The 19,150-nt window shown below is 55.7% G+C and carries 18 protein-coding genes and 1 pseudogene; all 19 read left to right on the top strand.

The genetic code is table 11. The annotated features are described in order from the left end of the window. The first annotated feature begins 87 nt into the window (after positions 1–87). Complete coding sequence (locus ACYX34_RS10420) at positions 88–1,515, top strand: glycosyltransferase family 2 protein (protein WP_462076495.1); 1,428 nt, start codon at positions 88–90, stop codon at positions 1,513–1,515. A 280-nt stretch (positions 1,516–1,795) separates the two neighbouring features. Then, positions 1,796–3,346: an FG-GAP repeat protein gene (locus ACYX34_RS10415; protein WP_462076494.1), complete on the top strand. Its 1,551-nt coding sequence runs from the start codon at positions 1,796–1,798 to the stop codon at positions 3,344–3,346. Positions 3,347–3,468: 122 nt separating this feature from the next. Further along, positions 3,469–3,909: a hypothetical protein gene (locus tag ACYX34_RS10410; protein ID WP_462076493.1), complete on the top strand. Its 441-nt coding sequence runs from the start codon at positions 3,469–3,471 to the stop codon at positions 3,907–3,909. 27 nt (positions 3,910–3,936) lie between these two features. Next, complete coding sequence (locus ACYX34_RS10405) at positions 3,937–4,374, top strand: hypothetical protein (RefSeq protein WP_462076492.1); 438 nt, start codon at positions 3,937–3,939, stop codon at positions 4,372–4,374. After that, the gene (locus ACYX34_RS10400; RefSeq protein ID WP_462076491.1) at positions 4,328–4,882 is read left to right on the top strand and encodes a DUF5666 domain-containing protein; all 555 of its coding nucleotides are present in this window, start codon (positions 4,328–4,330) and stop codon (positions 4,880–4,882) included. The genes ACYX34_RS10405 and ACYX34_RS10400 overlap by 47 nt, the downstream gene beginning before the upstream one ends. Next, complete coding sequence (locus ACYX34_RS10395) at positions 4,869–5,324, top strand: DUF5666 domain-containing protein (protein ID WP_462076490.1); 456 nt, start codon at positions 4,869–4,871, stop codon at positions 5,322–5,324. The genes ACYX34_RS10400 and ACYX34_RS10395 overlap by 14 nt, the downstream gene beginning before the upstream one ends. A gap of 264 nt (positions 5,325–5,588) precedes the next feature. Further along, positions 5,589–5,897 carry a hypothetical protein gene (locus tag ACYX34_RS10390; RefSeq protein ID WP_462076489.1) on the top strand — a complete coding sequence of 103 codons (309 nt, stop codon included), beginning with the start codon at positions 5,589–5,591 and terminating at the stop codon, positions 5,895–5,897. Next, positions 5,894–6,016 carry a hypothetical protein gene (locus ACYX34_RS10385; protein WP_462076488.1) on the top strand — a complete coding sequence of 41 codons (123 nt, stop codon included), beginning with the start codon at positions 5,894–5,896 and terminating at the stop codon, positions 6,014–6,016. Before ACYX34_RS10390 ends, ACYX34_RS10385 begins: the two co-directional genes overlap by 4 nt. Positions 6,017–6,211: 195 nt before the next feature. After that, on the top strand, positions 6,212–7,165 hold the full coding sequence (locus ACYX34_RS10380; protein ID WP_462076487.1) for a transporter: 954 nt from the start codon (positions 6,212–6,214) through the stop codon (positions 7,163–7,165). Positions 7,166–7,284: 119 nt separating this feature from the next. After that, positions 7,285–7,866 (top strand): RNA polymerase sigma factor, encoded by a 582-nt coding sequence (locus tag ACYX34_RS10375; RefSeq protein WP_462076486.1) that lies wholly within the window; start codon positions 7,285–7,287, stop codon positions 7,864–7,866. A gap of 27 nt (positions 7,867–7,893) precedes the next feature. Then, positions 7,894–8,574 (top strand): hypothetical protein, encoded by a 681-nt coding sequence (locus ACYX34_RS10370; protein ID WP_462076485.1) that lies wholly within the window; start codon positions 7,894–7,896, stop codon positions 8,572–8,574. A 59-nt stretch (positions 8,575–8,633) separates the two neighbouring features. Continuing rightward, positions 8,634–9,017 carry an isoamylase early set domain-containing protein gene (locus ACYX34_RS10365; protein ID WP_462076484.1) on the top strand — a complete coding sequence of 128 codons (384 nt, stop codon included), beginning with the start codon at positions 8,634–8,636 and terminating at the stop codon, positions 9,015–9,017. 4 nt (positions 9,018–9,021) lie between these two features. Continuing rightward, positions 9,022–9,954: a hypothetical protein gene (locus tag ACYX34_RS10360; RefSeq protein WP_462076483.1), complete on the top strand. Its 933-nt coding sequence runs from the start codon at positions 9,022–9,024 to the stop codon at positions 9,952–9,954. Positions 9,955–10,097: 143 nt separating this feature from the next. Further along, positions 10,098–10,421 carry a hypothetical protein gene (locus tag ACYX34_RS10355; protein WP_462076482.1) on the top strand — a complete coding sequence of 108 codons (324 nt, stop codon included), beginning with the start codon at positions 10,098–10,100 and terminating at the stop codon, positions 10,419–10,421. Positions 10,422–10,457: 36 nt separating this feature from the next. Then, positions 10,458–13,190, top strand: coding sequence for a CBS domain-containing protein (locus ACYX34_RS10350; RefSeq protein WP_462076481.1), 2,733 nt, complete (start codon positions 10,458–10,460; stop codon positions 13,188–13,190). 380 nt (positions 13,191–13,570) lie between these two features. Beyond that, complete coding sequence (locus ACYX34_RS10345; RefSeq protein ID WP_462076480.1) at positions 13,571–14,689, top strand: efflux RND transporter periplasmic adaptor subunit; 1,119 nt, start codon at positions 13,571–13,573, stop codon at positions 14,687–14,689. Beyond that, on the top strand, positions 14,676–17,738 hold the full coding sequence (locus tag ACYX34_RS10340; RefSeq protein ID WP_462076479.1) for an efflux RND transporter permease subunit: 3,063 nt from the start codon (positions 14,676–14,678) through the stop codon (positions 17,736–17,738). Before ACYX34_RS10345 ends, ACYX34_RS10340 begins: the two co-directional genes overlap by 14 nt. 292 nt (positions 17,739–18,030) lie before the next feature. Continuing rightward, entirely contained in the window at positions 18,031–18,495 is a 465-nt protein-coding gene (gene ndhC, locus ACYX34_RS10335; protein ID WP_462076478.1) for an NADH-quinone oxidoreductase subunit A, read from the top strand. Beyond that, positions 18,479–19,087: pseudogene (locus tag ACYX34_RS10330) on the top strand (NADH-quinone oxidoreductase subunit B); the annotation flags it as partial. The gene ndhC and the pseudogene ACYX34_RS10330, both read left to right, overlap by 17 nt. Positions 19,088–19,150 lie beyond the last annotated feature (63 nt).

Genomic DNA, 19,150 nt, shown 5'->3' with positions numbered 1-19,150 from the left:
AGGCGACTACCCCTCGGCGCAGCCGTCTCGATGGTAGGAACTCAGGGAGCGAGCCGCAATGCATTGCGATTTTGCCTCGAATCACGCATGACCTTCGAAGCGATCTACGGTGTATCACAGGCATTATTTCTACTGTATCTGGTTGCTCTGACGGGTGGGTACTTGCTCCTCAATGCCATTTCCATCTTCTCGCTTCGGCAGTACTTCGAAGAGCGAATGGGGGAGCACTTCCCGCAAGCGTTCACCGGGTATGAGCCACAAATTAGCATCATTGTGCCAGCATATAACGAAGCCGCCACAATCGCGAGTTCTATTCAATCTTTGCTACAGCTCCGATATCCCGAGTATGAAATCATCGTAGTCAATGATGGCTCGAAAGACGACACGATCGATGTGTTGCGCCGAGCATTCGAACTGAAACCATTTCCCGAAGCGTATAGCCGCGATCTGCCGACACAACCGATCCGAGCGACCTATCACTCGGCGATCTATTCCAATGTCCGTGTGATCGACAAAGAAAACGGCGGCAAAGCCGATTCATTGAACGCCGGGATTAACCTATCGGTTTATCCCTTGTTTTGCTGCATCGATGCGGACTCGGTCTTGGCGAAGGACAGTCTCTATCGCGTGGTGCAGCCCTTCTTGTTGGATCACCGGACGGTGGCCTGTGGTGGCACGATCCGTGTCGCCAACGGCTGCTCCGTTGAGGCGGGAGAGTTGAAGCGCGTCGGTCTGCCGACGAGCCTGTTGGCATTGCTCCAAACGGTGGAATACCTCCGCGCATTTTTGTCTGGGCGGCAGGGCTGGTCTCCCCTCAATGCGATGTTGATCATCTCAGGTGCGTTTGGACTATTCCGAAAGGAGGCTGTGCTGAAAGTCGGAGGGTACCGAACGGCCACGATCGGTGAAGATATGGAGCTGGTAGTGCGCCTTCATCACCATCATCGTCTGAACGGCATCCCGTACCGCATTACCTATGTGCCGGATCCAGTCTGCTGGACCGAGGTTCCGGAGGATTACCGTACGCTTAGGAATCAACGCATTCGCTGGCAGCGCGGACTTTGCGACAGCCTCGCAGGGCATTTTGAACTATGCTGTCATCCAAAGGGAGGTACGGTTGGGTGGTTAGCCTTTCCGTTTATGACGGTCTTTGAATGGTTTGGGCCGGCCTTTGAAATCCTCGGCTATGGGCTATTGTTGATCGGATTGGGTTTGGGGTTAGTGTCGTTCCATGTCTGGTTGCTCTGTGTGGGCGTGGCGCTGGGACTCGGGATTACCCTGTCCTTGTGTGCCTTGCTGATGGAAGAAATGACGTTTCATCTGTACCAACGGCCGTCTGACCTTTTCACACTCGTCACGGTTGCGGTCATCGAAAACTTTGGGTATCGACAGCTCAATTCGTACTGGAAATTGATCGGACTGGTCAGGTGGATTCGAGGCACGAAGGCAGAATGGGGCAATATGGTCCGATCAGCTTCGTGGCAGTCACAACAGGCCCGTCCTGGAAACCGTTAGCTTTTCCGCTCCTAGGCACGTGCCGTCGCGGTGGAGGGAGTGATTCTTTCTGACCAGTTTATCTGAGACAGACCTGAAGCCGTCTCTCTCTTGATACCGGGGTATATATGAAAGCGAGTCTGACGCTGTGTCATGGGCGTCCGTGTTAGGATCTGGCCGCCACGCTCACCGGTAGAGCTTCCATTACGTGGTTCTGCTATTTGCTGGACTGTCGAGGATTCTCTGCTAGGATCCGACCCATCTACGCTATGGATGCATGGACGTGGACAAGGAGGTATCTATGACGTTCCCGTCGAGGCTTCACAGGTCTTGTGCTGTTTCTTCACTCTTTCTCAGCTACCTAGTGTTCACCGGCTGCACGGTGAGCGGAGGTGGCTCGTCGGAAACCTTGACGCAGCAGGCGTATATGAAGGCGTCGAATACGGATACCGGTGATGCATTCGGACTCACGATGGCCATGGATGGGGACACCCTCGTCGTTGGTTCCATTTTTGAAGACAGCAACGCCACCGGCGTCAATGGAAATCCAGTGGACAATAGTGCGTCAGCTACTGGAGCCGTCTATGTGTTTGCGCGGGCCAATGGAGTCTGGAGCCAACAGGCGTATCTCAAGGGGTCGAATACGGGCGCTTTCGATAATTTCGGATCCAGTGTCGCGCTCAGTGGCGATACGCTGGTTGTGGGGGCTCCAGGCGAGGACAGCAACGCGACCGGTGTGAACGGTGCTCAAGGTAACAATAGCGTATCAGACAGCGGCGCGGTCTATGTGTTCACGCGCACGAACGGCGTCTGGAGTCAGCAGGCGTATCTCAAGGCGTCAAATACTGGAATGTTTGACAGCTTCGGTTCGAGCGTCGCGCTCAGCGGGGACACCTTGGCGGTGGGGGCTATCGGCGAGGAAAGCAACGCCACTGGCATCAATGGGAATCAAGGGGACAACAGCGCATCGCATGCAGGCGCCGTCTACGTGTTTACTCGCACCAGCGGTGTCTGGAGCCAACAGGCCTATGTGAAGGCCTCGAATACGGAAGCCAATGACGTGTTCGGCAAGACCGTCGCACTGAACAGTGATACCTTGGCCGTAGGAGCGTTACAGGAAGGTAGTGCGCTGACCGGGGTGACTGGCGGCTCCCCGAATGAAGTCGCGACGGGTAATGGAGCAGCGAACAGCGGCGCGGTCTATGTGTTTACCAGGACGAGTGGGAGCTGGAGTCAGCAGGCCTATGTGAAAGCTTCCAATACGAGGAACAACGATGCGTTCGGCACGAGTCTCACACTCAGTGGCGACACGCTGGCCGTAGGAGCCCCTGGCGAAAATAGTGTGCTGACCGGGGTGATCACCGGCTCCCCGAATGCGGTGACTACCGGCATTGGATCTCCAGCCAGCGGGGCTGTCTATATCTTTACACGGACCGGCGGTGGCTGGAGCCAACAAGCGTATGTGAAGGCCTCAAATACCGAATCACTTGACAACTTTGGGTCCACCGTGGCCCTTGATGGTGACAAGCTGGCCGTCGGTGCTTATCGGGAGGACAGCAATGCCACAGGCCTTGCGGGGACTCAGTCGGACAACAGTGCATCCGATGCTGGGGCGGCCTATCTGTTCACACGAACGGCTGGGGTCTGGAGCCAGCAAGCCTATGTAAAGGCCTCCAATACCGAAGCCGGTGATCAGTTTGGTCAAAGCGTTGCACTGAGCGGTGCGACCTTGGCCGTGGGAAGCAGTACCGAGGACAGTGCTCTGACTGGTGTGACCGCAGGTTCGCCCAACCAAGCCGCCACCGGAAACGGTCTCATCGATAGTGGTGCCGTCTATGTCTTCCAACCGTAATAAACAGCCGGCAGTCGCCTCTCTCCTTGGCCTAGGCCTCTTTTGAGAGAGGCCAGGCCGCTCGTTTACCTTTCCCTCTCCCCTCCGTCTAACTCATCAGACAAGGTGAGAAGGGGAGGGCTATGCAAGCATTCCGTTCAAGAGTGAGCATCTATCTCGTATCAGCATCACTGCTGTTGTCGGGCTGTACCGCTACCCTGGTTCACGACGATGTGAAGCGTACGACTGGACTGGTCGGTCATTGCAGCGGCAGTGAGTGGGTCGATGATTCCTCGATCGCGATCTTACCGGTTCCGGTCATGGCGTTCGTGACACCTCATGTTGATCTGCATCCCATATCGAGTGAGCCGTGTTTGAACCGCGGTGGAGCCTCGACCCGTGTCATTAATCGAGAGGTCTCGGTCAACCGAACAGCTTGTCTTCCTGGAGGCTTGACGAGCAACCTCACGCTCGGCGTGTGGCAATGGTGCCCGGCACGAGTCACCTGGTCGGCGGATGTCCTGACGGACATGCCGCGGCTTTCAGATGTTTCCCTCCATGACTCACACAACCAGAAATCATAACCACTATTATTCACCAAGGAACACACCATGCATATCTCACGATGGATCTTCGGTCTAATAGGCATGATCGGACTCGTAGGACTGCTGGTTGCATGCGGCAGCAACGGTGCACCCTCCGTCTCGGCCAGTGGATCGGGAAGCGGCTCAGCATCGGCATCAGGCACGATCACAAACTTCGGCAGTGTCTATGTCAATGGGAAGAAATTTGATACGAGCGAAGTTGAAGCGTTTCATGAAGATCAATCGATCCGATGCAGCATCAGCGCGAGTAATACCTGTGGCCTTAAGAAGGGCATGGTCGTCACTGTGCACGGCTCATTTACTGGCACTCAACACACGGCAGCTTCTGTGCGACAAAAGGATGCAGTGGAGGGGCTGGGTTCAATCGGTCGCGACGGACGGATTACGCATGGTGGTCATGGGACAGACGGTCTTCGTCGACGACACGACCATTTTCGACAATAATGTGCACCCGGTGGCCGGCGACAATGTTGAGGTCAATGGCCATATCAGACCGGGCGGAGTCATTCAGGCGACGTTCATCGAAAAGAAGTTGCTCAATGTGACACCGGAGGTGCGTGGCTTCGTCACGAATCATAACGATGGCACCAAGACATTCCAGATCGGAACCCTCACGGTGAGCTATGCAACGGCTCTGATCAGCGATATGCCTGTTCCAAACGGCAGTCATTGGAATGGCCAGTTGGTGGAAGCTAAGGGGATTGTTTTTAATGCGACGACGTTGACTGCGACCAAAGTCGAACCGGAGAACCCAGGTGTCGGGAATCAGGTCGACGAATTTGAAGTCGAGGGCTATGTGACACAGGTGCGCGGGGCCGGCGATTTTTTGATCGGCAGTACGCGGGTACAGGCGGCTGTGAATACGGAATTTCGTGGCGGTACGGTCGACGAGATCGCCGTGGGTGCAATGGGAGAACGGTGTACTTCTCGCCAAGCACGTGAAGTTTCATGAGAGTGTGAAACTAGAAGGGGATATTGCGACAATTGGCGCGAATGCATTCACGCTCACGGGATTGTCCGGCCTGACGATCACCGTGAACGGCCAGACCGAATTCAAAGATGCCAGCCTTGATGGGTTATCATCCGGCGACCATGTTCGTGTTCGTGGTCGTGTTGGCGGTGCCAATTCAGTCATTGCCACGCGCGTCGAGCTGCGATCGGCGGACAATAACATCACTCTGCAGGGGCCAGTGCAGTCAATCGCCGGAAACGTCCTCGTGATTTTGAGTGTACCCGTGGATACCAGCACCGTCACTCAGTTTGAGAGTGTGAGTGGTTCATCGGGGAATCGCGCCGGCTTTCTGGCAGAGGCGCATGAGAATTCCCTGGTAAAGATCAAGGGCAAATTGAGCGGTTCAATGGTCCGTTGGGAAGAGGCAGAGTCGGGGGATTAGTTAGGAGCAGGTGGTGCATCTGGCTACAATGAATCAATAAAATCAGCAGAAAAAGGAGATTCATGATGAACTCTACCAGTTGGAAGGACATTATGTTGGGCACGATTGCTGGGTTATCATTTCTAACCGCACCGACAATGGGAATAGCGAGCAGCGCCATTGATGACCCGGTAGTCCGAATGAATAGCCGAGGGTCAGGCTTGCTGAATAGTGGATCCGGGTCCATGCAGAGTGGTTGGGATGAATGGAACCACAGAGGCAGAGATGGCAGAGACGCTCTCGTGGTTGCGCAAGCCGGGGGTGACGTCCGTCAGGAAGATCGCCGGGCAGATAGGAGAGAAGACCGCCGGTTTGATCGCAGAGAGGATCGGCGCGAAGATAGACAGCTCGATCGAAGACAAGATCGCCGTGAAGATCGTCAACTTGACCGACGAGAAGATCGGAGGGAGGATCGCCAGTTTGACAGGCGAGAGGATCGTCGGTCTGACACAGGCGGGGAACTGCGTGGGCTCGACCGTGTCGATCAAATCGCGGGAGAACATGGCCGTGACGGGCGAGAGAATGCCCGCATGATGCAGATGGATCGCCCGAATAGACCGGAGCAGATGGAAGAGATGCAACGGCCGGAACGACCCGAGCGTTCCGTCAGACCGGAGCGGTCGGAGAGACCAGAGCGTGGTGGTCGACACTAAGGGGCAATCGGTTTAGGGGTGTCTGAGCAAGAGGCTCTACTGACGGCGCCGGATGTCTTCCGGCGCCGTTCTGCTATGCAGTCGAGGTATCCGCTGAGCCGTTGCACTCCACCTTGTCAATCGCGTAAGTAAGATATCCATACAGACGCGTGTGTGCGAAAGACGTGATCTGTTCGTCCAAGGAGGGACGCGAGAATGACGCAGATGTGGATCGTGAAGGTGATGATCGTGGCCGTGATGGGATTCTGGGGAGGACAGGCATTGGCAGCTGATCCGTCCGATAAACGACAACAGCCTGCGTCCGAGCGCAACTGGCAGATCAGTTTCACCCCAAGCTATAGCCACGGGAATTTTGGCACCAATACGACGAGTGAGTTTATCTATGCCCCTGTTTCCATCAGACGGTTATTCGCCAACGGGGATATCACGTTGGTCATTCCTTCTGTGACGGCCATTACGGACGGACGGACAACGGTCGTTGGCGGGACCGCATTCCGTGTTGATGATAATCATGGAAGCAACAGCGGATCCGGTGGAAGTGGTGGGGCAAGTGACGACGGAGGCTGCAGTGGGAAAGGTTCAAATGTGTCTGGCAAGGATCGTGTTTGTGGTACGACTACACGAGTCACCGGACAAAGGGTGACGACCACAGGAATCGGCGATGTCATTCTGAGGGGGCGCTACTATATTGTCGAAGAACAGGACTATGTGCCGCTCATTGCCGTGACGGCACGCTTTAAATTTCCAACGGCAACGGCGAGTCAAGGTTTAGGAACAGGCAAGTTCGACCATGGGTATGGGATCGAGATGTCTAAACTCATCGGTCAGAAGTGGCTGGTCTTTTTTGACGGCGGGTATAACTTCATCGGCGACCCTGACTTGGCCGATGGGTCCGGTACACTCGGTCTTCGCAACCAATATTGGTGGGATGTGGGCACAGGCTATTACCTGACGCAAGATTGGCTGGCCAGCATCTACTTTGAAGAGTACCGTGCACTTCGAGTTGGCTTACCGAATGCCAGAGATGTATTTTTCTCGTCGAACTATCGGCTCTCTCCAGCGTGGCGTTTGAATGGTGGCGTAGCGGTTGGGCTCTCAAATGGTGCACCGGACTATGTTGTCTCAATCGGTAGCAGTTACAGGTTCTAGCTGGTTTCCTCATCATCTTTCGTGTCAATTTACGCGTTGCGCCTTGAGTCGTCTAATGAAACAGATAGGCAGACGCAAATGGTCCTGTGGCATCGGACCAGACTAACTGGGGTTAGGACATGCCACCGGATCAGTATCCAGGGCCAGATGATGCTCAACTCGTTGTTCGTAGTCTCAAGCAGGACCATGAGGCATTCGGACAGCTGATCGACCGGCATGCATCCACGATCATCAACTTGGCCTACCGGATGGTCGGCGACCGTGCTGAAGCTGAGGACCTGGCGCAGGAAGCCTTTCTTACGGCCTTTAAAGCGTTGGCGACGTTTCGTGCAGACGCAAAGTTTTCGACCTGGCTGTATCGGATCGCCGTCAACAAGTGCAAAGATTGGCTGCGGGCCAAACGACCGGGGATGGGACAACACGATGTCGATATCGATGAGATGCTCGATGTGCACGTGGCGGACGAACAGACGCCTGAGCGGCTGCTGTCGCAGCAACAGGTGGCACAGGAATTAGATCAGGCCATCCAGCGATTGCCGCCGCTGTATCGTGAAGCGTTCGTCCTGAAACATCTTGAAGGGCTCAGTTACGAGGAAATGGAAGAGATCCTTGGGGTGAACAGCGACACGCTCAAGATGCGAGTCTATAAAGGGCGAGTCCAACTCAGTCGAGACCTTGTGGCGCTGAACTCAGCACGATAGGTCGTGCATCGCGTGGATGGTGATGATATGACTGACCCAGAACTCCTGATTCAACGCTTTTTGGATCACGATCTCACACCAGAAGAACGGGTTGCCTTTTTGCGTGCGGTCGATGCCGATCCTGCATTGCGTCGGCGGTGGCTCAATCTGGAGATGGTCGTTGCTGAAGCGATCCGGTTGCCGAGGTTCGCTCCCTCACCCCGGTTCTTGAGTGAATTACAGGCCAAAATTGCTCCATCGGCCATGAGCTGGTGGGAACGTGTGTGGGCGGCTGTGACCAGCACGCGAACATTGGAGTGGAACCTTGCCGGCGCCGTTGCTGTAGCCTGTGTCGCGATCGCGACAGTGGTGGGGCTGTTGTCGATGAGGACAGAACGAATCGTCGAGGTGCCGGTTGCGATGGCTCCGACCCAGACGATCGCCGCCGGTATGAAACAGGAGCCGACGGTGTTCGTCCGGCTCGTCCTACTGCAGCCAGGAGCACGATCGGTGTCGGTCGCGGGAGACTTCAATGGATGGAACCCGACGCACACACCGTTGGAACGGTCGGATGGCGGTATGTGGACTGCCACCATTCCCCTCAAACCCGGTCGATACCAATATATGTTCGTCATCGATGGGAAACAATGGATTGCCGATCCGCTGGCGACGGAAGCCGAGACCGATGGGTTTGGTGCCCAGAATGCGGTGCTGGATGTCGATATTTAACTTTCATCGATCGTCCCTTGCAACGGGCCTAGTCTGTATGTACTCTCCCGCAGATGGGAATGAGACTCAAGGGACTTGGCCGTGCTTCTCGCACAGTTCTGATTGCGATCGTGCTGCTAGGTGGCTTCTCGGCCTGCGCCAAACCTCCGGTAATAACGCCCAGTCTGCCCAAGCCACTGGCGGGTGCCGTACGATTCACCCTGCTTGCACCCGGTGCCACACAAGTCTTTCTCGCCGGGTCCTTCAATGGCTGGGCCAAGGACGCGATACCGATGAAGATGGTGGATGGGGGCTCGCTGTGGTCGGTCGATGTGCCGTTGGATGAAGGAGAACATACGTTCATGTATGTCATTGATGGCGTGCGATGGGTCACGCCGCCGCAGGCCGAGGAGTTTGTGACCGACGGATTCGGACAAACGAACGGAGTCGTGATTGTACGATGAGCTCATGAGGACACGAATCTCTAGAGCGATGGGGGTGCTGAACGTCCTGGTCGCATTGACGACGGCTTCGGTCTGGGCCGAACCTCTTTCGGTGCAAGATCGGGACGCGATCACTCGGCTTGGTTCGGCACAGGGTCGTTCGGAGAATGAGATCGCTCCTTTGCTCGATCACGTCAGCAAGGCCGGTGAGCGCGGACTTCCCACTGAGTCGTTACTTAACAAGGTGCGGGAAGGTCTGGCGAAAGGGGTCGAGCCCCAGCGGATTGACCCGGTGCTGCGGCAGATGACGTCCCGACTCGAGTCTGCGCATGAGGTGCTGAAGGAGGCGGGTTCTCATGGACTGGAGGAAGGGAATCGACAACGTGCCATCGAAACGATGGCGGAGGCGCTTTCACGTGGGGCAACGGTCGAGGAGGTACGGGAGCTGAGCCGACTGTCACAAGATGGCCGGCACAAGGCGACACAAGAAGAACTTGCAGCCGGGGCGAAGAGCCTGGCGGTGATGAAAGAGGGGAAAGTCCCGTCGAAAGACGGCGCGGCCTTAATCGGCGAGGGAATGAAGCAAGGATATCGCGCTTCCGAGCTGCTCGATCTGAGCCGAGAAGTCAAACGGCGTGGGTCCGATTTTGAAGAAGGACGTGCGAGCCTCAAAGCGCTTCGCGAACAAGTGAGCCGTGGTGAACGAAGTGATCGGCTCTTCAAGGACGATGATCGCAGTGGGTCTGGTGGCGGCGATCGAGGGGGCCGTGGAGATCGGGGAGGGCGGGACCGTCGAGAAGACTCGTCACGCGATCGATCTGGCGGTGGTGATCGATCAGACCGGGTCGATCGTCCCGACAAGATCGACAGGCCTGATCGCCATGAGAACATCGATCGCATTGACCGACCGGATAGAATTGAACGATCTGATCGTTCAGGCAGTGGGCGAGATCACTGAGTTCTCCGGGCTCTCCTCTTCGCACTAAACCCTGAAAGAGTAGACGTTTCTCAACGTGCTTGATACATCAAATCATGGAGGACTGCCGCGTAGGCAGAGACGTCCAAATGTTCTTGCACGATATGCCGATCGAGGAGGGACTGATGAAAGGCATGCTCATCGCAATCAGTGGGGCAATCGTGTTTGCGAGTAGTCTGGCCTATGGTCAGTCCGGTACACAGCTCATTGAACAGCAGCTGAATCAAGAGGATTGGATCGAGCGCAGCTTTGACCGAGGACAACTCGATCGTCAGGAGGCGACTCGGCTTGATCACGAACAGACGCATAGGGATCGCATAGAGAAAAGTGCCAAGAGGGACGGGGCGGTAACCAGGAAAGAAACAGGACGGATCGGTGCTGCAAAGAAGCGCGCGTCTCGTCCCATTGCGCGAGAACGACATGATCGCCAAGATGCACGCCATCGCTGATCGTGAAGCGATCCGATTGAGCGGATGGGGCTGGCAATGTCGATCGAGGTGCGTCTTGCCTCTTATCGGGCTCCCGTCAGCCTATCGGTGAGACTGCCGTTTTGTGCCTTGCCTGGTCCCTGCTACAATGCCAGCATGGATGTCATTGCAACACATGGTAACGCGGATTTCGATGGCCTTGCTTCCATGGTTGCCGTGCGGAAACTCTTTCCGGATGCCAAGTTGATTCTCCCGGCTGGAGCACAGGAGGCCGTCCGTAACTTCCTGGCTGTTCACGATCTCGACATCACGAAACTGAAAGACGTTGATCCCGCCCTGATCACCCGGTTAATACTGGTTGACACCCAAGAACCGAGCCGGATTGGAACGCTCACATCGTGCCTCGAGAATCCCGCAGTTGAGGTTGTGGTGATTGATCACCACATTGAAGCAGACTCGGTCTGTGTTGGACGTTCAAAGCAGTCGGTGGTGGATTCAGTTGGCGCGACGACGACGCTTGTCATCGAACAACTCCGGCGACGGCATCTCCCCGTCACACCGTTTGAGGCCACGGTGATGGCTCTCGGCCTCTATGAAGAGACCGGGTCGTTTACCTTTTCCTCCACGACCAGTCGGGATTTCGAAGCCGGGGCGTTTCTCATCGAAGCCGGCGCGGATCTGAATACGGTCTCGGATACCCTCTACACACCGCTTGATCCTGACGCGGTCGCGCTATTGAACGATTTACTCGAGCACAGTGATGTGTTGTATCTCGACGGTCGCAAGGTCCTGGTGTCGACGAGCACGGTCGACCGCTGCCGCGGTGAGGCAGCTGGCGTGGTGCATCGACTCGCAGAGTTGCAAGGTGTCGATGCGGTCATCGTCGCCGTGATGATGGCTGATCGTGTGGAAGTGATCGGACGGAGCCGTCGACCTGAGATCGACGTGGGCTGGGTCGCACGGGAGTTCAACGGGGGAGGTCATGCCGTTGCGGCAGCGGCCGCGGTCAAAGGGCGGACACTCTCAGAAGTCAAAGAAAAAATCATCTCGTTGCTGACCACACAGTATCGTCCAACGCTGCTGGCCCAGGATGTCATGACCAGCCCGGTGAAAGCGATCGCGATGGACACGACCGTTGCTGACGGTGGACAGCGGATGACGGCCTACGGTCTGAATGTCTTCCCAGTTTTGGATGAAAAGGACCGTTACGCGGGGATCGTCAGTCGGGAATCGATTCAGAAGGCGTTGTTTCATCGTCTCGGCAAGATGGCCGTGCGGGACATCATGCAGACTGATGCCTATATCGCACAACCGGAATCCTCGTTTCATGAGATCGAGACGGCCATGATCGAACGGAACCAGCGATGTGTTCCGATCGTCAAAGAGGCGAAAGTCGTCGGTGTCATCACCCGGACGGATTTGTTGCGGACCTTGCACGACGATGTGTTGAAAGAGGCACGATTGAGGGCGCTGCACCCTCGTGCAACTGAGTCGGAGGGCGGAGGGCCACGCCGTAACGTCAAGGGGCTGTTGCAGAGCCGTTTGCCGCATCGTCTGGTGACACTATTGGAGAGTGCAGGACAATTGGCTGATCGTTGCGAGATCTCGCTGTTTGTCGTCGGCGGTAGCGTGCGAGATCTGCTGCTCGGCATTAAGAATCTGGATTTGGATCTTGTCGTCGAAGGCGATGGCATCGCCTTCGCGCGAAAGCTCGGGGACATGCTGCACGCGAGGATGAAGGTGCATGAGCGATTTGGGACAGCGATGGTGCTGCTGCCCGATGGTCTCAAACTCGATGTGGCCACCGCGCGGACAGAGTACTACGAGTATCCGACTGCCTTACCGACGGTAGAGCACAGTTCGATTAAAAAAGATCTCTATCGTCGTGACTTTACGATCAATGCCTTGGCGGTCAGGTTGAACGGGAAGGGCTTCGGCGATGTATTGGATTTCTACGGTGGGCAACGAGATTTGAACGATAAAGTGATCCGCGTGTTGCACGGACTCAGTTTTGTCGAAGATCCGACTCGCGTATTCCGAGCGATTCGATTTGAAACTCGCTTCGGCTTTCATTTGGGCAAGGACACAGCAGCGTTAATCGCCGGCGCTGTGAAAATGGATCTGTTTCATCGACTGTCCGGCCATCGGTTGCTCGAAGAACTGAAGGTGTTGTTTTCCGAACGAGAGCCACGGCGGGCCATCAAACGACTGGCCCATTTTGGGTTGCTACGGTTCGTCCATCCCAAGCTGAGTTGGTCGGATCGGTTGGAGACTCTCTTGAACGCCGTCAATGAAGCGGTCGATTGGTATCGCTTGTTGTACCTCGATCGGAAGATGGACACGTGGCTGGTCTACATGATGGGGCTGGTTGAAATGCTGCCCGAACGTGCGGTGAAGGATGTACTCAGGCGCTTCCCATTTTCCGAGCAGGAGGCCACCACACTTAAACTGGCTCGTGCGGGTTGCCATCACGTCATTCGCCGATTAGCATCAAAACGACCGCTCAAGCCAGCGGAGGTCTATCACCTCTTATTGGGATTGTCAGATGAGACGCTGCTGATCCTCATGGCCAAAAGCAAAGGGGATACCGTCAAGCGCTCTGTTTCGGTATTCCTCACAACCTATCAGCATGTGAAACCCGTTCTGACCGGTACCGACTTGAAAGCGATGGGACTCAAACCCGGTCCAAAGTTTAAACAGATTCTTGAACAGTTGCTCCATGCCCGTCTGAATGGAGAAATCAAGACGGAGCTAGAGGAGAGACAATTGGTCGAGCGTTTTATTCGATGACCGGTGGATGAGGGCTGGGATGAGGCAGGCTGAACGGGCTATGAGTGAAGGATAATTGAGCCGAATCTGCTTCGTGCTGTTGTTGTGTCTGCTTCCTATCGTAGGGCCCCTACTTCATTTCCGTTCATTCGTAATGCCCATCCATGTCTGAGAGCGGTGCCTTGTCCCTCCATAACTAGATTTCGGGGTTTTCTATTGAATGACGTTACACAGGTCATTCCTTAGGAAGTTCTGATTTATTCTCTTCGTACAATCTGATAGAGGTAAGGGCTCTTTTGTGAGCAAGCGTGCCACATGTTGCAGCATCTAATCCATTTGGGTCCACATGAATTCATCACAATCCATCAAACGGTCAAAAAGTGAGGAGAAAAGGGTTCGACATGATCGCTCTTTTAAAATCTCTGGGGCAGATGCCTGGCACTATTTCGTGTGGCTCTGTAGTGGCGGCCCTCAGTCTGTCGGTGGTGGCGTGTGAGCAGAAGATTGAGCCTGAGGTGGTCCGTCCGGTTCGCAGTCTGGTGATCGAAACCCATCTGTCCGGCGATCTCATCGCATTGACGGGGCAGCTGCATGCGCGCGACGAAACCAAATTGGCCTTCCGTCTCTCCGGCAAACTCCTTCAAAGTTCAGTCAGCGTCGGCGATACGGTGAAGGCCGGCCAGATCGTGGCTCAGATGGATGCGGCGACGGAACGGCATGCGAGGAATGCCGCACAAGCCGATCATGCCGCGGCGCAGGCCCTGCTGGACCAAACCACTGCGGCGGAACGTCGATTCGGCATCCTGCTCAAAGAAAAAGCCGTGTCTCAAGCCGAGCATGAAGAGGCGGTGCGGCAACTGAAAGCCGCGCAGGCCCAGGTTAATGCGACGAGGGCCAAGCTCAATTCTTCGGAGGTACAGCTCAGCTATACGGAACTTAAGGCGGATGCCACCGGTGTCATCACCGCGAAGGGTGCGGAGCCCGGTGAGGTTGTCCAAGCTGGGCAAATGGTATTTGTCTTGGCGCATCAGGAAGGCCGGGATGCGGTCTTCGATATGCCGGCGCAGATCATTCGCGACGGCATGTTGCCACACCAGGAAATCGACGTATGGCTGGCTGACAATCCGTCTATTAAGACCGTCGGTCATGTCCGTGAAATCTCCCCTCAGGCGAATCCCTCAACCAGAACCTATCCGGTGAAGGTCAGCCTGGATTCACTCCCTTCAGGAATGTTTCTCGGGTCGACCATTGTGGGAAGGGTGAAGCTACGTGCGGGCATGCAGACGGAGATTCCATCCTCCGCGCTTATGATGCGGGAGGCACATCCGGCTGTATGGGTGATCGACCCGAACACTCGCACCGTTCAGAAACGTGAGGTTGAAGTCGCTCACTATCATCAGAACGCGGTGGTGATCGCTTCAGGGTTGGAGTCAGGAGAACGAATCGTTACGGCAGGCGCGCATTCACTCCATCAAGGGCAACAGGTCACATTGCTGGAGGATATGAATGGCCGGCGTTAACCTGTCCGAATGGGCCATCCGCCACAAAGCCCTGACGATCTATTTCATGGTTGTGACGCTTATTGCGGGTGCCTATGCGTACGTGAGTCTGGGACGGAACGAGGATCCGCCGTTTACGATCAGGGTCATGGTGGTACAAACCCTCTGGCCGGGCGCGACGCAAGATGAAACGATGCAGCAAGTCACAGACCGCATCGAGAAGAAACTGGAAGAGATTGCCTACCTGGATTATCTGAAAAGTTACACGACAGCCGGCAAATCTACGATCTTCGTGTCGCTGCTGGATAGCTCGCCCAAAGAAGAGGTGCCTTCCGTCTGGTATCAGGTTCGCAAGAAAGTCGGCGACATCGTGCACACGCTCCCACAAGGCACGAGAGGGCCGTTCTTCAACGATGAGTTTAGCGACACCTTCGGCATTATTTACGCGTTCACCGCTGACGGATATTCTCATCGGGAATTGCGCGATTATGTTGAGCTGGCACGGTCGCGTTTCTTGGAAGTTCCCGATATTGCCAAAGTGGATACCATCGGAGCACAGGACGAACGGATCTACGTCGAGTTTTCCGCGCAGCGCATCGCCGAGCTCGAACTCGATCGATTCGCCTTGATCAAGGCTCTTCAGCAACAGAATGCGGTCAACCCGTCCGGCATCATCCAAACTCACGATGAGCGGGTCCTCGTGGAGGTCTCCGGGAAATTCCTGTCCGAACAGGACTTTCTACAGCTCAATTTTGCCATCGGCAATCGTATGTTGCGGTTGGGTGACATCGCGACGGTGTCCCGTGGGTATACCGATCCTCCCCAACCACTTTTCCGGGTCAATGGGGAGAATGCAATCGGCCTCGCCGTCTCGATGCGATCATCCGGTGATATGCTCGCACTCGAACGCAATCTCCAGCAGGCGATGCGGCAACTGACAGCCACCTTGCCCATCGGCATCAACCTTCACCTTGTGGCGGATCAACCCAAGGTTGTGCACGACGCCGTTCATGATTTTATGGAGGCCTTGTGGGAGGCGATCGCCATCGTCCTCGGGATCAGTTTTCTTAGCCTCGGCGTCAGGGCTGGCCTCGTCGTGGCTTGTTCGATCCCACTGGTTTTGGCCTGCGTCTTTGTGATGATGGACATGTGGGGGGTTGATTTCCAGCGGATTTCACTTGGCGCGCTGATTATTGCACTCGGGTTGTTGGTCGATGATGCCATGATCACGGTCGAGAGTATGATCACCAAGCTCGAGCAAGGCTGGGATGCCTTCCGTTCGGCCACCTATGCGTACACGACCACGGCGTTTCCGATGCTGACCGGCACACTGGTGACCATGATCGGTTTTGTACCGGTCGGTTTTGCCAAGAGCGGAGCGGGAGAATATACCTTTTCGCTTTTCCTCGTGGTGGCGGGCGCGTTGCTTGCCTCATGGGTTGTTGCGGTGTTGTTCTCGCCCTTGATTGGTACGCTTGTGCTGTCGGCACATCCGCGCTCCTCCCGGCAGGAGACTGAGCGGGCTTTCCAATGGTTTCACCGGTTATTGGTGTGGTGCATGCGTCATTCCAAGATGACCATTGCCATGACACTCGGCCTTTTTTGTGGGGCGCTGGCGCTGTTGCCCTTGGTTCCCAATCAATTTTTCCCGTCCTCAGACCGTCCCGAGCTTGTCGTCGATTTGCGTCTGAGGCAGGACGTGTCGATGTACATGACCGACAAGGTTTCGCAACGACTCGATGCGATCCTCCATGATGATGACGAGATCGATCATTGGAGTTCGTATGTCGGGCGAGGCGCCGTCCGTTTTTATCTGCCCCTCGATGTCCAATTGGATAACGAGTTTTTTACCGAGACGGTCATCGTCACGAAGAGTCTTGAGGCTCGGGAACGTGTACGGACGCGTCTTGAAGGCGTGTTGGCACGGCAGTTTCCTGAAGTTGTCGGACGCATTTATCCACTCGAATTAGGTCCTCCGGTCGGGTGGCCCGTTCAGTATCGTGTCAGTGGATCAGACCCCATCAAGGTTCGTGAAATCGCCGATCGTGTGGCGGGTGTGATGGCGGCGACTCCGGAGTTGCGGAACATTAATTTTAACTGGATGGAGCCGATCCAGAAGTTGACCATTCAGGTGCATCAGGATAAAGCCAGACTGTTGGGGGTGAGCTCATCGGATGTCGCCCAGGCGATCAATCTTGTGGTGTCCGGCGAGGCTGCCACGCAGGTCCGTGACCATATTTACTTGATCGACGTCGTGATCAGGGCTAAAGAAACGGAGCGGATATCTTTAGACCGAATGCGAGCACTGGAAATTCCTCTGCCCAATGGAAAGACCGTGCCTCTGACCGAACTGGCGAGTATCAAGTACGAGCAGGATGTTCCCCTGATCTGGCGGAGGGGGCGAGTGCCTACGCTCACCGTGCAGGCAGATGTGAAAACCGGCATCATGCCCGACACCGCCGTCGACCATCTTCAACAGCCGATGGCGGCACTACGTGAGCAGCTTCCCTCTGGATATGACATTGCCGTGGGGGGCAGTGTGGAAGAGAGTGGGAAATCTCAGGCGTCGGTGGCCGCCGTTTTCCCGATCACGATTGTTTTAATGATGACCATACTTATGGTGCAGATGCAGAATTTTGGCCGACTTGCGCTGGTGCTCAGCGTTACGCCGCTCGGTGTCATTGGTATCGTATTGGCTCTGCTGACTGTTCAGAAGGCCATGGGGTTCGTGGCGTTGCTGGGCGTGATTGCCCTCGTCGGGATGATCATCCGTAATTCGGTCATCCTGGTCCATCAGATTCAAGTCGAGAAAGAAGCAGGACATTCGGATTGGAATGCCGTTGTGGAGGCGGCTCTCTTGCGGTTCCGTCCGATCATGTTGACCGCGGTGGCTGCGATTCTTGGCATGCTGCCCATTGCCCCGACGGTTTTCTGGGGGCCTATGGCTGCCGCGATCATGGGTGGTCTGGCGGTTGCCACCCTGTTGACCTTGCTCTTTCTGCCATCCTTGTATGTGGTGTGGTTCCGGGTACGGGAAGATACGGCGAACCCCGCCGCAGCCGGGCCATGACTGGCCATTGTGGCGATGTCCCTTGACCAAACCTGGCACAAAAAATCCGCTCATTCTCAGGAAGGATGGTGGCCGCCACTTCGTTGAGTTGCAAGGGGGGGCGCCGTGATACAGTTGAGCTTGTCTGGTTGAATAACTGCGAGCCACATTTCTTTTCCTACCCCACAGTCTGTAGTCAGATCCCTCCGACCAGAATTGCAACATTTTCATTTTTTGGAGCCAAATCTCGCCTGACATGATATCCAAGGTGAGGGAAAGAACGTGTGTCACAATTACATACATAATTGTCGCCATGGTAGATGAATCTATTTGGCAGATTTGCGTATATGGGCTCTGTGTCGGGGTGGTGATTGCCGTCATGCTGGGCCTCCCGCCCTTACTCGGCGAGCGGTACTGGAGGAAAGCGGAGCGTCGCTTCGAAAGCGCAACGGGTATTCCCTATGAATGTGGGATTCGGCCAACCGGCAATGCCCAAGTACGCCCACCGGTGCAATACTATTTGATCGCCATGTTCTTCGTTATTTTTGATGTGGAGGCGGCGTATCTCTATGCCTGGGCTGTTGCAGTACCGGAGACCGGCTGGCTGGGCTTCATTGAAGTGACGATCTTTGTGGCTGTTCTGTTGGTATCTCTTGCGTATCTATGGCTCACCGGGGCGCTTGATTGGCATGCTCACTCTCAGCGTCCTCGAGTTCGGTACCGGCAGAAACCGCATATCAACAAGTCAACGGAACTCTACAATGACCGAGTGGCGTAACGGACGACTGGAAGGTGTGCGGGTGACCGAGGGCGGCGACGGTCCGTTAACCTCTGTCGTCGGACAGTCGGTTTTCTTTGCGAAGCTGCAAGATCTCTTGGCCTGGGGACGGAAAAATTCCCTCTGGCCGTTGAATTTCGGCTTGTCCTGCTGTTTCGTCGAAATGGCGACGAGTTTCACCAGTGTCTACGACGTGGCTCGGTTCGGGGCGGAAGTCGCGCGCGGGTCACCGCGACAGGCCGATGTGTTGGTCGTATCGGGAACGGTGTTTCTGAAGGTAGCCCCCGTCATCAAGCAACTCTATGAACAGATGCTGGAGCCGCGTTGGGTGATTTCGATGGGGTCTTGCTCGAACTCCGGAGGCATGTTTGACGCCTATTCTGTCGTGCAAGGCGTCGACAAGTTCATTCCCGTGGACGTGTATATGCCGGGATGCCCACCTCCGCCACATGCCTTTATGGAATGCCTGCTGCTCCTCCAGAATATGGTGGGGTCAGAGCGCCGGCCTCTAAGCTGGCACTTTGGTCCGCAAGAGGTTCAGAGGCCCATCATGCCCTCGATGCGGGATTCGAAACGGGCGGAGCGGATGGCGCAGCATGAATATCCCGGCATCGATGTGCTCCCTCGGACCGATCTTCTCTCTCCCCATTTTGCA

It is taken from the genome of Nitrospira sp. CMX1 (genome assembly GCF_054902215.1).
The sequence above is the reverse complement of the archived record's forward strand: the minus strand, read 5'-3'. Positions and strand labels throughout refer to the sequence as shown.